The sequence below is a fragment of the Demequina sp. NBRC 110057 genome, assembly GCF_002090175.1.
In the GTDB taxonomy this organism is placed as follows: Bacteria; Actinomycetota; Actinomycetes; order Actinomycetales; family Demequinaceae; genus Demequina.
On record NZ_BBRN01000003.1, the window covers coordinates 126,225 to 139,566 of the forward strand.

Below are 13,342 nucleotides of genomic sequence, written 5' to 3' on the forward strand. Positions count from 1 at the left end.
CTAGGACTCGCAGGGACCGGCGCCGGCGATCGCGAGCCCCTGGCGGTCGCCGGGACCCCACTGGGTGATCGCGGTGTTCTCGTCGTGCATGAGCTCGGTGGCGTCCTCGACGTGCCCCAGCCCCAGCACGTGCGCGAGCTCGTGCCGGATGACGGCGCCCGCGAGCGCGGTACCGGCCGAGGTCTCGAGGAGGTCGGAGAAGTCCTCGCGGTCCAGCACCACCACGCCGGCGGCGAGGTAGCGCTGGTCGCCGAAGGCCCCCGTGATCGAGGTGGATCCGCCGAGCCCGGCCGTCGACCCCGCGAGATCGGCGGTCTCGTCGCCGTCCGACCAGCCGATGACGACGGGCGCGAGCCGGTCTCCGTACCGCTCCTGCACGACGGCACGGTCGAAGCGCGCGGGCTCGTCGGTGGTGCCCTCATAGTCGAACACGAGGCCCGAGTACAGGGCGACGTCGTCCGTCGCGGCGTGGATGAGCGGCTCGGCTCCGTCGGGCATCTCCTCCGGGTTCAGCACCCAGGAGACCGCCTTGCACGGGTCCAGCCGAACCGGCTCCCCGTCCTCCTCGAACAGGAACGAGTGTTCACCCGAGGTACTCTCCGGGACCCGGGGCGCGAGCCGCGTGCCGTCGCCGTCGGAGGCCGGGATCTTCACCTCGACGCCCTCGATCTCGACGACGTTGCGGGCCTGGCCCAGGTGCGTCAGCTCGTCCCAGCCGACTCCCGCGCCCCACGCGAAGGCGCCCACGGTCAGGGCGCCAGCGCCGCACAGGATCGCCAGGCGCGCCGTGAGAGTCATGGCCGCTAGCCTGCCAGTCGCCTCGCGTGCGGGCCGTGAGCCTGGCCGGTCGAGGCGTGTGGAGTTGGTAACACGCCCCCGGTTGCGCCAAGATGGGCGCCGTGCGAGCACTCCTTCTTGAGAACCTGTCCCACACCGCCACCGAGATCCTCGAGGCCGCCGGCATCGAGGTCATCAACCATGGCGGTGCCATGGACGAGGACGAGCTGATCGAGGCCCTCCAGGGCGTCGAGCTGCTCGGCATTCGCTCCAAGACGATGCTGACGGAGCGCGTCATGGACGCCTCGCCGTCGCTCATCGCCGTCGGCGCCTTCTCGATCGGCACCAACCAGATCGACCTCGAGGCGGCCGCCAAGCGAGGAATCGCGGCATTCAACGCGCCGTTCTCGAACACCCGCTCGGTGGTCGAGATGGCAGTGTCCGAGATGATCGCGCTGACCCGCCGCCTGCCCGTGCACCAGAAGCTCATGCACGAGGGCGTGTGGAACAAGTCCGCCGACGGCGCCCACGAGATCCGCGGACGCACGCTCGGCATCGTCGGCTACGGCAACATCGGCTCGCAGCTGTCCGTGGTCGCCGAGGCGCTAGGCATGAACGTCATCTTCTACGACAGTGCCGAGAAGCTCGCGCTGGGCAACGCGACCCGCATGCCCACCCTCGAGGCGCTCCTCGCCGAGGCCGACGTCGTCACGCTCCACGTCGATGGACGCGCCGGCAACCAGGGATTCTTCGGCCGCGAGCAGTTCGAGTCGATGAAGCACGGCGCCCACTTCCTCAACCTGTCGCGCGGCTTCATCGTCGACGTCGACGCGCTCAAGGAGGGCCTCGAGTCCGGCGCCATCGGCGGTGCGGCCATCGACGTCTTCCCCGAGGAGCCCAAGAAGAAGGGCGACCCGTTCGCCTCGGGCCTTCAGAACGTCCCCAACGTCATCCTCACGCCCCACATCGGCGGCTCCACCGAGGAGGCGCAGCGCGACATCGGCATCTTCGTCGCGACCCGCCTACGCGACTACGTGCAGAAGGGCTCGACGTCGCTCAGCGTGAACCTTCCCAACCTGCAGCTCGACCTTCCTCAGGGCTCGCACCGCATCGCGCACCTGCACGAGAACATCCCCGGCGTGCTCGCCGCGGTCAACCGCGTGTTCGCCGAGCACGGCGTCAACATCGAGGGTCAGATGCTCGCCACGCGTGGCGAGTTGGGTTACGTGGTGACCGACATCGCTGCCGGCCTCACCCGTGAGGCCGTCGAGGCGCTGGGCGCCATGGCGGGCACCGTGCGCCTGCGGGTGCTGTCCTGAGCGACGCGCCAGCCCCCGACGCCGTCTCCTTCGCGGATCTCGGCCTTCCCGACGCGCTCGTACGCGCCCTCGGGCAGGCCGGGATCACGGCGCCCTTCCCCATCCAGGCGGCCACCATCGCCGATGCCCTGGAGGGCAAGGACGTGCTGGGCAAGGCCCGCACGGGGTCCGGCAAGACCCTTGGCTTTGGGCTTCCCACGCTGACGCGGCTGGCACAGACCGGTCGCGCACGTTCGCACCGCCCCCACGCCGTCGTGCTCGTTCCCACGCGCGAGCTCGCCATGCAGGTCCACGACGCCCTGGAGCCGCTCGCGCACACCATGGACGTGTCGCTGCGGCTCGTGGCCGGCGGCCTGTCCATGCCCAAGCAGATCGCCGCCCTCGAGCGCGGCGTGCACCTCGTGGTGGCGACACCCGGGCGCCTCGCCGACCTCGTGCGGCGCGGCCACGCCGACATGTCCGCCGTCCAGGTGGTGGTGCTCGACGAGGCCGACCACATGGCCGAGATGGGCTTCATGACGGAGATCGAGGAGATCCTCGACGAGGTGCCTGGCGACGCCCAGCACCTGCTGTTCTCCGCCACGCTCGACGGCGACGTCGACCGCCTGGTTACCGAGCACATGCACTCCCCCGTGCTCCATGACGTGACCGACGCCGACGAGGCGAGTGCGATGCGCCACGTGGTGCTCAACATCTCGCCCCACCTGAAGTACGACATGAGCATCAGGATCGCGTCTCGCGAGGGCCGCACCATCGTGTTCGTGCGCACCAAGATGGCGTGCGACAGGGTCGCGGAGCAGATGCGATCGGCCGGCGTCCGGGCCACGGCGCTTCACGGCGACATGGACCAGAACGCGCGCAATGTCGCCATCGAGGCGTTCCGGTCGGGACGCGTCCCCGTGCTCGTCGCGACGGACGTCGCCGCGCGTGGAATCCACGTCGATGACGTCGACCTGGTGCTGCAGCTCGACCCGCCCGGTGACCCCAAGGACTACACGCACCGGGCAGGTCGCACGGCTCGCGCCGGCGCGTCCGGTCTCGTGGTGACGCTCGCCCTGCCGCATCAGCGCAAGGCGATGGACCGGGTGGTCGAGGCCACCGGCCTCGACCTGCTGTTCCGCAAGGTCCGCGAGGCCGATGCCGAGACCCTGGCCATGGTCGACGCCCTCACCGGCTCGCGTGAGCCGTCGGGCGTCCCCGCCCGCGAGACCCGTGCGGCCGCCCGTCAGGACGACGCGTCGGAGCGCGGCGGCCGTGGCCGTCAGCAGCAGCCGTCGCGTGGGCGCGGATCGCGTGATGGCGATCGCCCCACGAGCGAGCGTCCGTCCCGCGAGCGGAAGCGCCCCGAGGGCGAGCGACGCGGGCGTGGAGAGACCGACCGCCAGCGTGCAGGTGCCGGAGTCGGCAAGGGCGGCGCCCGCAAGACTCAGGGCACGGACACCGCTCGCAGCCGCTCCCGTGGTGACGCGGCGACGACCGGTCGCGAGGTCGCGAGCGACGGGCGGGACGCGTCCGAGGGCTCGAGGGAACCCCGCGGCGGCTCACGCCAGCGACAGGAGAACCCGAACCCGCGCAAGAAGCCCAAGGGCACCAAGCGCTCCTCGAACGCGACGCGCGGCCGCAAGGGCAAGCCGCGCCCCAAGAAGAAGCGTTAGGCCGGCTGGGGGCGCTGCGCCCCCGGCTCGGCGCCGCCTGCCGGCGGTGAGGATTCAGTCGCGAGCCTGGGCGGCGTCCTCGCTACGCAACTGGGCGATCGCGGCCTCGAAGTCGTCGAGGCTCTTGAAGCCCTGGTACACGCTGGCGAAGCGCAGGTACGCGATCTCGTCGAGGTCGCGCAGCGGGGCGAGGATGGCCAGCCCGATGTCGGTCGCGTCGATCTCGGCCACACCCTGCGCCCTGATGGCCTCCTCGACGCGCTGCGCCAGGAGGGCGAGGTCGTCGTCCGACACTGGCCGCCCCTGGCAGGCCTTGCGCACTCCCGAGGCCACCTTCTCCCTGCTGAAGGGCTCGGCGACGCCGTTGCGCTTCAGGACGGTCAGGCTCGAGGTCTCGACGGTCGAGAAGCGGCGCCCGCACTCCTGGCACTCGCGGCGCCGGCGGATGGACGTGCCGTCGTCGGCCGTGCGCGAGTCCACCACGCGTGAATCGGGGTTCCTGCAGAACGGGCAGTGCATGGCACTACCTTCCCACGGATCCGCCCCTCCTCCGCTACCCCGGCGACCCGCGCGAGGTTCGGTGGCCCGGCGCCTTCTCGTCAGTCCAGCGAGGGGATCAGGATCTGCTCGCCGGCGCGCAGCACCGAGGATCCCTTGGCGTTGAGGTCCTGAATGACGTCGATAGTCTCGTTGACGTCCTCCCCCACCGGAGTGAGCGACGAGGCGATCGACCACAGCGTCTCGCCGGCCGCGACGGTGTAGGTGTCGAACACGACGGGAATCGTGGGCTCGTCGCCCGCGACGGCCTGGGGGCCGACGATCGCGACGGCGACGGCGACGATGACCGCGGCCACGGTACGCCGACGGCGGCGGCCCTGGGCGGTGTCCAGGAGTCGGATGCCGTGGGCGCGGCTGCGGGCCTTCGAAGGGGCCGTGCGAGCGACGCGCGGCGTGACGGGACGCCCCAGGGCGACCTGCTGGTATCCGGTGACGGGTGCGGCGTAGGCGGTCATCTCATCCTCCATTCGAACATCTGTTCGTCGAACATATGTTCTATTTCTAGCATCGTGGGCCGACGCCCGCAAGACACGCTCGAACATATGTTTGATTCCGCGGCGTGACTGCTCTAGCGTCATGGGTGTCAGTCCACCGCAGGGGTCTGACATCGACCGCGGGCCATGGCGCTCGCCGAGGAGGAGACATGGACGAGCCGCGCGAGGCCGGCGCCACCATCCACGAGTTCCCGGACATGTCCGGCGGCGCGCTCACCGATCGCCAGCGCAGCATCCTCGTGACGATCCGCGACTCGGTCGAGTTGCGCGGCTACCCGCCGTCCATGCGCGAGATCGGCCAGGCCGTCGGCCTCACCTCCACCTCCTCCGTGAAGCATCAGCTCACCGCCCTGGAGGCGAAGGGATACCTGCGTCGCGACCCTCACCGTCCCCGCGCCATCGAAGTGGTGATGCCCGATGCCGAACCCGCGGCAGGCGCATCGGCCACGCCCGATGCCGTCACGCGTTTCGCGCAGCACCCCGACGGGACGGACGACGTGTCGATGGTGCCGCTCGTGGGCCGCATCGCCGCCGGTGGCCCGGTGCTGGCCGACCAGGCAGTCGAGGACGTGTTCGCCCTCCCCCGTCAGCTCACCGGCGAGGGCGAGCTGTTCATGCTCAACGTCACCGGCGACTCGATGATCGACGCCGCGATCTGCGACGGCGACTGGGTGGTGGTGCGTCGCCAGCACAGCGCCGAGAATGGCGACATCGTCGCCGCCCTGCTCGACGACGAGGCGACAGTGAAGACCTTCCGCCGCGCCGACGGTCAGGTGTGGCTCATGCCGCACAATCCCGCGTACACGCCCATCGACGGCACGCACGCGACCATCATGGGCAAGGTCGTCTCCGTGATGCGCCGCGTCTGACGACGCCGCTGCGGGGGCTACCGCCCGTCGTTCCTTGCCGCCTCGTCGAGCCGGCGCAGCGCGTTCATCACCGTGGCGCGGTCCGTCGTGGGCCACAGCTCCGGCATCGACCGCGCAAGGAATCCTCCGTACCGCGCGGTCGCCAGGCGCGAGTCGAGCACCGCGACGACGCCGCGGTCGTCCTTGGTGCGGATGAGGCGTCCTGCTCCCTGCGCCATGAGCAGCGCCGCGTGGGTGGCGGAGACCGCCATGAAGCCGTTGCCACCACGCTGCGCGATCGCCTCCGTGCGCGCCTGAGAGACGGGCTCGTCGGGTCGCGGGAACGGGATGCGGTCGATCACGACGAGCGAGGCCGTCGGTCCCGGCACGTCGATTCCCTGCCACAGCGAGGTCGACCCGAACAGGCAGGCGCGCGGGTCCTCGCGGAAGCGCTCGACGAGCGTCGGCAGCTGGTCGTCGAGCTGGTACAGCACCGGCACGTCGAGCCGCTCCCGCATCGCCTCGGCCGCGGCCTGCCCCGCCCGATGCGACGAGAACAGCCCGAGGGTTCGCCCGCCTGCCGCCTCGATGAGCGCGGCGAGCTCGTCGAGCGCCTCCGGCGAGATGCCTCCCTGGCCGGGGCGGTCCAGGTGCTTCGCGACGTACAGGATTCCCTGGCGGCCGTAATCGAAGGGGCTGCCAGCGTCGAGGCACTCGGGATCGTCGAGCCCCAGGTGGCGCGCCATCGCGTCGAAGTTGCCGCCCAGGGCGAGGGTCGCTGACGTGAAGACCGACGCGCGCTCGCCGATGAGTCGCTCACGGATGAGCCCGGCGACGTCGAGGGGCGCTGCGACGATCCTCTCGGCGACCTGCGAGTCGTAGTCGCCGTCGGGAGGAGCGAGCCAGATCACGTAACGACCATGCTCGCCCTGCAGCTCCTCGCACACGTCGTGAATCTCCTGCAGCGCCGCGGAGGCAAGCTTGGCGGTGGCCGATGCTGTATCCCCCGGGGCGCTCGTCTCGCCCGTGGCCTTGGAAGCCTTCTGCACCGCGCTGAGGCACGCGCGGGCGGCGCCGCGGATGAGCTCGACGGCCGCCGCGAGCTCCTCACCCAGGCCCGAGCGCAGGCGCGCCGGGCGCTCGTCGCCGAGGGCCGCGTCGAGGGCGCGAGCGGCGCGGTCGAGGTCCTCGGTGGTGACCCCCACGCGCCGCGTGGCGGAGGACGCACGGTCGACGCGCGACACTGTCAGCTCGTGGGTGGCAGCGCCCGTGATGCGCGACACCAGCTCGTGGGCCTCGTCGACGATCAGCGCGTCGTGCTCGCCGAGCATGTCGTGGCTCGCGGCCTGCACACCGAGCACGGCGTGGTTGGTGACGACGATCCGCGACTGGGCCGCCTCGTCCCTCACGCGCTGCGAGAAGCACTCCTTGAGCATCGGGCACTTGGACTCGAGACACTCGCGGCCGCTCACGCTGACCTGCGCCCACGCGCGGTGCGAGACGCCGGGGACAAGGTCGTCTCTGTCCCCCGTCTCGGTCTCGTCGGCCCACTGGTGCAGGCGTGCGACCTCCTCGCCGAGGGCGCTCGTGGGCCCCGTGGAGATCGGCAGCATGTCCTCGTCCGGCTCGCCGTACCCGCCGGCCATCTTGTGCACGCACAGGTAGTTGGAGCGGCCCTTGAACAGCGCCGCGGCGGGGCGCTGGCCCAGTTCGCCCTCGAGGGCGTCGAGGACCATCGGCAGATCCTTGGAGTAGACCTGCCGCTGGAGCGCGAGCGTCGCGGTCGACACCACGATGCGCTCGCCCGCGCGGGCGGCATGAGCGATCGCCGGCACCAGGTAGCCGAGCGACTTTCCGGTGCCCGTGCCGGCCTGGATCAGGGCGTGCTCGCCCTCCCCGAGAGCGCGCTCCACGGCCGCGACCATGCGCTGCTGCCCCTCGCGCGGCGAGCCCCCGAGGGCGCCGACGGCGAGGCCGAGCAGCCGCACTGCCTCCGTCTCGTCGGCCGATGCGGCGGCGTCGTCGCTCACGCGGCGTCGGCGGCGGCCTGCAGGCGGGCGGCGAGCGCCTCGTCGACGAGGGCCACCAGGCGGGTGCCGTCGGCCTCGTGCGTCTCGGACAGGATCTCGCCGTGGCGGTGAGCCTCGCTCACGAGGTCGCCACGCGTGTACGGCACCGTGACCTCGACGCGGACGGCGGGGCGCGGCAACTCACGTGCGATGAGGTCCATCAGCGCGTCGATGCCCTCGCCCGTGAGGGCGGACACCTCGATGGTCGGCTCGCGCCTGGCGCGCAGGCGCAGCAGCGTCTCGGGGTCGGCGATGTCGGCCTTGTTCAGGACGAGCACTTCCTTGACCTGGTCGGCGCCGGGAACGTCGGAGAGAACCTCCCGCACCGCCGAGATCTGGCTCTCGGGATCCGGGTGTGACGCGTCGACCACGTGAAGCATGAGGTCGGCGTGCGCCACCTCCTCGAGCGTCGAGGCGAACGCGGCGACAAGCTGGTGCGGAAGGTCGCGCACGAAGCCGACGGTGTCGGAAACGGTGAAGGCGCGGCCGTCGGGCGTGGACGAGCGACGCACCGTGGGGTCGAGGGTCGCGAACAGGGCGTTCTCCACGAGCACGCCGGCACCCGTGACGCGGTTGAGCAGCGACGACTTGCCCGCGTTCGTGTAGCCGACGATCGCGACGTTGGGCAGCGCCGTGCGGTTGGAGCGGCGCACCTCGCGCGCGGGGGCCATCGCCTTGATCTGGCGGCGAAGCTGCGCCATGCGGGTGCGGATGCGGCGGCGGTCGAGCTCGATCTTGGTCTCACCAGGACCACGCGAGCCGATTCCCGCACCGGCGGCCACGCGGCCACCGGCCTGGCGCGACATCGACTCGCCCCAGCCGCGCAGGCGGGGAAGCAGGTACTCGAGCTGGGCGAGCTCGACCTGCGCCTTGCCCTCGCGGGACTTGGCGTGCTGGGCAAAGATGTCGAGGATCAGGGCGGTGCGGTCGATGACCTTGACCTTGACCACGTCCTCGAGCGCGCGGCGCTGGGAGGGCGCGAGGTCGTCGTTGACGACCACCGTGTCGGCCCCCACGGCCTTGACGATGTCGGCGAGCTCGCGCGCCTTGCCTTGACCCAGATAGGTGGCGGGGTCGGGGTGAGGGCGGCGCTGCAGCAGCCCGTCGAGGACCTCGGAGCCGGCGGTCTCCGCGAGGGCTGCCAGCTCCCGCAGGCTGATCTCCGCGTCCTCGTAGGTGCCGCGGGAGAACTGCCCGGCGAGCACCACCTTTTCGAGGCGCAGCTGCCGGTACTCGACCTCGGTGATGTCCTCGAGTTCGGTGGAAAGGTTGTCGACGCGGCGAAGCGCGGCACGTTCCTCGCGGTCGAACTGGTCGCCGTCGTAGTCGGTGCGGGCCGTGCCCCCCTCGGCCACCGCGGTGCCGGCGCGCGACAGCACGCGCTCGATGGCCGCATCGGCGCGGGAGGGGGTGGTGTCGTCGAGGATGTCGTCGTGGTCGTCACTCATGCTTGGACCATTGTCTCACCCGCCGCGCACGCGGGCCAGCACGCCGTCGCGTACCCTCGCAGGGACATGAACGATCACTACTTCACGGCCGAGCCCGCCTCCGCCGACGAGCGCCGGCTCATCCGCGTGGGCCTCGCGGGGCGCGAGGTGGACCTCGAGACCGCGCCGGGCGTCTTCTCCCCCGGCCACCTGGACCTCGGCACCCAGGTGCTGCTGCGCCACCTCCCGCCTCCGCCCGACGGGCGCCTGCTCGACCTCGGTTGCGGCTGGGGTCCTCTCGCCCTGACCGCCGCGCTCCTCAAGCCCGAGGTGCGCGTGACCGCCGTCGACGTCAACCGACGCGCGCTCGACCTCCTGGAGCGCAACGCCGCGAGGCTGGGAGCATCGGCTTCGATCGAGGCCAGCGAGCCCGACGCCGTGCCCGCGAAGCGCCGCTTCGACGCGATCTGGTCCAACCCCCCGATCCGCATCGGCAAGCCGCAGCTGCACGCACTGCTGACCGCCTGGCTGCCGCGCCTCACGCCGGGGGGCGAGGCTCACCTCGTGGTGCAGAAGAACCTCGGCGCGGACTCGCTCGCGTCGTGGATCGCCAAGCAAGGCTGGGGAGACATCGAGAAGGTGGGCTCCGCCAAGGGCTTCCGTGTCCTCAAGGTGACGCGCGCCGCCGACTGAGCCGGCGCATCGGCCGCGGTCGATTCCCCCTCTTTTATCCCCTAAGGCGCGTCAAATGGATCCATTTGGCGCGCCTAGGAGGGTAAAAGAGGGGAAACGCTCCACTCCGGGCGTTGCTACGGGAGCGTGACCTCGCCCGTGGCTACCAGCACGGCCGGGCCCTCCAGCACCGTGTGGTCGGGCGTGATGCGGACCGTGACGACACCGCCGGGGACCTCGACGTCCCACACGTCGGGCGCGCCGGGGCCCGCCCAGGAGCGCACCGCAAGGGCGACGGCACACGCGCCCGTGCCACACGACCGGGTCTCCCCCGAGCCGCGCTCGTGAACCCGCATGCGCGCGCGCCCGCGACGCTCACCCGAGACGACCGCCTCGCCCAGCGCCACCACAAACTCGACGTTGGAACCCGCCGGAGGCGTGGGGCTCACCGCGGGCGCGACAGTGAGGTCCAGCGCCTCGAGCTCCTCGACCGACGCCAACGCGACCACGTGGTGCGGGTTGCCGACGTCGACCGACAGCGCAGGCCGCGGCGGCGTAAGTCCACGCGCCTCGACATTCGAGTCGAAGCCCCCCTCGCCAAGCGTGTAAGCGCCCATCCCGATCGCGAAGCGGCCGTCTCCCAGGCCCGTGAGGGTGCGCGCCCCGCCGCGCGTAGCGAACTCGACGCCGCCCGTGAGGTCTGCGCCCGCCTGCGCCTCCAGGAAGGCGCCGAACACGCGCGCGCCGTTCCCGCACATCTCCGACGTAGTCCCATCGGAGTTCCAGTAGTCCATGAACCACGCGGCCGGCTCGAAGCCGGAGCCCGCCGGGAGCGCCCCGGCGCGCACCGCGCGGATGACGCCATCGCCACCCAACCCCGCGCGGCGGTCGGCAAGGAAGCGCACCAGCTCGGGAGTGAGGTCGATCTCGCCGCGCTCGTCGAACAGCAGCACAAAGTCGTTCTCGGTGCCGTGTCCCTTGGTGAAGCGCAGCGTCGTCATGCGCCCAGGCTACCGGGGCCGCCCCGTCGCGACAGCGACGGCATCGGCCGCGGCGCGCGCGATGTCCCCCGCGTCGACGGGCGCCGCGATCCACGCGACGCGCGGGTCGGGCTTGAACCACTGGCGCTGCTTGCGGGCGAGGCGCCGCGTGTGTTGCGCGATCAGCGCGCGGGTCTGCGCGGCATCGAGCTCGCCGTCGAGGTGTCGCAGGGTCTCCGCGTAGCCGACGGCGCGACGGGCGGTGGTGCCCTCGCGCAGGCCGCGCGAGGCGAGGGCTGTCACCTCGTCGACAAGACCCTGCTCCCACATCTCATCGACGCGCGCGTCGATGCGCGGGTCCAGGATCGCGTGATCCAGCTCGAGCCCGATTTGCACGGCGGGGACCTCGTACTCGTGGCGTGGCAGGCCGGACGAGAACGGTTTGCCCGTGATCTCGATGACCTCGAGCGCGCGCACCAGGCGCTTGGTGTTCGCGGGGCCGATGCTCGCGGCGGCCTCCGGGTCCACGACTGCGAGCTCGCGGTGAAGGACGCCCGGCCCCTCCACGTCTCCCCTCGCCTCGAGCGCGGCACGCACGGCCGGGTCGGTCGGCGGGAACTCGAAGCGGTCCAGGAGCGCACGGTGGTACAGGCCGGAGCCTCCCACCACGATGGCGTGCAGGCCCCGCGCGGTGATGGCGGCGATATCCGCACGCGCCTCGCGCTGGAAGCGGGCGACGGAGGCGTCCTCGTGGACGTCGAGAGTGTCGAGTTGGTGATGAGGGATGCCGCGCCTGTCGGCGACGCAGAGCTTGGCAGTGCCGATATCCATACCGCGGTAAAACTGCATCGAGTCAGCGTTGACGATCTCCCCGCCCAACTCCTCGGCCAGGGCGAGGGAGATGGCGGACTTGCCCGTGGCGGTCGAGCCGACCACCGCGATGACGCCGGGCGCACCGTCGGCGGCGGCCGATGCGTCGCGGCCTGGGGTACTCACCCGCGTCAGGCGTCCGCGCGGCGCAGGCCGGGCATGCCCAGGCCGACCGGGCCGCCGGGCGTGCCGCCACCGGTGCCGCACGCGTCGCCGCAGCCGCCGTGACCGTGGTCGTGCTCGCCTGCCTGGACGGCGTCCCACGCGTCGCCGGCACGGGTGCGGCGCACCGCATAGGTGCCGCCGGCGATGCCGGAGTCGGCGATCAGGTGGTGGGGGGCTCCGTGGGTGACGTCCACGGTGACGAGGTCGCCCGGGCGGGGACGCTCGGCCCCATCGGGCACGGTGAAGTGCACCAGGCGGTTGTCCGGCGCGCGCCCCGACAGTCGCGCGGTGGCGGCATCCTTGCGCCCGCCGGCGTCCTTGCCCGAGCTGTCGAGGACCAGGAGCTCGACGGTGCGTCCCACGATCGCCTGGTTCTCGGCGAGCGAGACTCGCTCCTGGAGGGCGTGGAGGCGCTCGAAGCGCTCCTGCACCACCGCCTTGGGCAGGGGCTCGAGCTCGTAGGCCGGCGTGCCGGGGCGGGGCGAGTACTGGAAGGTGAAGGCCGAGGAGAAGCGCGAGGCCTCGACCACGCGCATCGTCTCGAGGAAGTCCTCCTCGGTCTCGCCGGGGAAGCCCACGATGATGTCGGTCGTGATCGCTGCATCGGGCATGCGCTCGCGCACCCGGTCGAGGATGCCGAGGAACTTCGCCGAGCGGTACGAGCGGCGCATGGCGCGCAGGATGGCGTCGGAGCCGGACTGCAGCGGCATGTGCAGGCTCGGCATGACGTTGGGGGTCTCGGCCATCGCGTCGATGACGTCGTCGGTGAAGGCCGCGGGGTGGGGCGAGGTGAAGCGCACGCGCTCAAGCCCCTCGATCTGTCCGCACGCGCGCAGCAGCTTCGCGAACGCGCCGCGGTCGCCAAACTCCACGCCGTACGAGTTGACGTTCTGACCCAGCAGCGTGATCTCGACGACGCCCTGGGACACGAGCGCCTGGATCTCGGCGAGGATCTCCCCCGGTCGGCGGTCGCGCTCCTTGCCGCGCAGGGACGGCACGATGCAGAAGGTGCACGTGTTGTTGCAGCCCACCGAGATGGAGACCCAGCCCGAGGCGATCGCGTCGCGGCGGCTGGGAAGGGTCGACGGGAAGACCTGGAGCGACTCCTCGATCTCGACCTGCGCCGCGGCGTTGTGCCTGGCGCGCTCGAGCAGGACAGGCAGCACGTCAAGGTTGTGCGTGCCGAACACGACGTCCACCCAGGGCGCCTTCTCGACGATCTCGCCGCGGTCCTTCTGCGCGAGGCAGCCGCCCACCGCGATCTGCATGCCGGGGCGCTTCGCCTTCACGGAGGCAAGCTGTCCGAGGTTCCCGTACAGGCGGGTCGCGGCGTTCTCGCGCACCGCGCACGTGTTGATGACGACCACGTCGGCGACGTCGGCCCCGACGGGGGCGGACGTGTAGCCGGCTCCCTCGAGGAGGCCGGCCATGTGCTCGGAGTCGTGAGCGTTCATCTGGCAGCCGAGCGTGCGGACGAGGTACGTCGGTGCGGTGGTGGTGTCTGTCAT

12 protein-coding genes are annotated in these 13,342 nt (G+C 71.5%); 4 read left to right on the forward strand and 8 right to left on the reverse strand.

The features are described from left to right. Nucleotides 1–798, reverse strand: a complete 798-nt coding sequence (locus B7K26_RS00580; protein WP_084076752.1) for a hypothetical protein — start codon at nt 796–798, stop codon at nt 1–3. A gap of 92 nt (nt 799–890) precedes the next feature. On the opposite strand from B7K26_RS00580, the gene serA reads away from it, so the two are divergent. Next, nucleotides 891–2,096 carry a phosphoglycerate dehydrogenase gene (gene serA / locus B7K26_RS00585; RefSeq protein ID WP_084076753.1) on the forward strand — a complete coding sequence of 402 codons (1,206 nt, stop codon included), beginning with the start codon at nt 891–893 and terminating at the stop codon, nt 2,094–2,096. Nucleotides 2,097–2,197: 101 nt separating this feature from the next. Beyond that, complete coding sequence (locus B7K26_RS00590; RefSeq protein WP_255376047.1) at nt 2,198–3,751, forward strand: DEAD/DEAH box helicase; 1,554 nt, start codon at nt 2,198–2,200, stop codon at nt 3,749–3,751. Between the two features lie 54 nt (nt 3,752–3,805). Here the strand turns inward: B7K26_RS00590 and nrdR are convergent, their stop codons facing one another. Further along, nucleotides 3,806–4,270 (reverse strand): transcriptional regulator NrdR, encoded by a 465-nt coding sequence (nrdR, locus tag B7K26_RS00595; RefSeq protein WP_084076755.1) that lies wholly within the window; start codon nt 4,268–4,270, stop codon nt 3,806–3,808. Between the two features lie 80 nt (nt 4,271–4,350). Continuing rightward, the gene (locus B7K26_RS00600; protein WP_084076756.1) at nt 4,351–4,764 is read right to left on the reverse strand and encodes a LysM peptidoglycan-binding domain-containing protein; all 414 of its coding nucleotides are present in this window, start codon (nt 4,762–4,764) and stop codon (nt 4,351–4,353) included. A gap of 188 nt (nt 4,765–4,952) precedes the next feature. On the opposite strand from B7K26_RS00600, the gene lexA reads away from it, so the two are divergent. Beyond that, nucleotides 4,953–5,672 (forward strand): transcriptional repressor LexA, encoded by a 720-nt coding sequence (gene lexA, locus B7K26_RS00605; RefSeq protein ID WP_084076757.1) that lies wholly within the window; start codon nt 4,953–4,955, stop codon nt 5,670–5,672. 17 nt (nt 5,673–5,689) lie between these two features. Here the strand turns inward: lexA and B7K26_RS00610 are convergent, their stop codons facing one another. Next, nucleotides 5,690–7,681 (reverse strand): ATP-dependent DNA helicase, encoded by a 1,992-nt coding sequence (locus tag B7K26_RS00610; protein WP_234998642.1) that lies wholly within the window; start codon nt 7,679–7,681, stop codon nt 5,690–5,692. Next, nucleotides 7,678–9,168: a GTPase HflX gene (gene hflX, locus B7K26_RS00615; RefSeq protein WP_084076758.1), complete on the reverse strand. Its 1,491-nt coding sequence runs from the start codon at nt 9,166–9,168 to the stop codon at nt 7,678–7,680. Before hflX ends, B7K26_RS00610 begins: the two co-directional genes overlap by 4 nt. 66 nt (nt 9,169–9,234) lie before the next feature. On the opposite strand from hflX, the gene B7K26_RS00620 reads away from it, so the two are divergent. Further along, nucleotides 9,235–9,840 carry a class I SAM-dependent methyltransferase gene (locus B7K26_RS00620; protein WP_084076759.1) on the forward strand — a complete coding sequence of 202 codons (606 nt, stop codon included), beginning with the start codon at nt 9,235–9,237 and terminating at the stop codon, nt 9,838–9,840. Between the two features lie 116 nt (nt 9,841–9,956). On the opposite strand, the gene dapF is transcribed toward B7K26_RS00620, so the two are convergent. Genes dapF through miaB form a run of 3 tightly spaced genes read right to left on the reverse strand, consistent with a single transcriptional unit; the run spans nt 9,957 to nt 13,342 of the window. Further along, nucleotides 9,957–10,820 (reverse strand): diaminopimelate epimerase, encoded by an 864-nt coding sequence (gene dapF / locus B7K26_RS00625; protein ID WP_084076760.1) that lies wholly within the window; start codon nt 10,818–10,820, stop codon nt 9,957–9,959. A 9-nt stretch (nt 10,821–10,829) separates the two neighbouring features. Next, nucleotides 10,830–11,795, reverse strand: a complete 966-nt coding sequence (gene miaA / locus B7K26_RS00630) for a tRNA (adenosine(37)-N6)-dimethylallyltransferase MiaA (protein ID WP_084076761.1) — start codon at nt 11,793–11,795, stop codon at nt 10,830–10,832. 5 nt (nt 11,796–11,800) lie between these two features. Further along, nucleotides 11,801–13,342, reverse strand: a complete 1,542-nt coding sequence (gene miaB, locus B7K26_RS00635) for a tRNA (N6-isopentenyl adenosine(37)-C2)-methylthiotransferase MiaB (protein WP_084076762.1) — start codon at nt 13,340–13,342, stop codon at nt 11,801–11,803.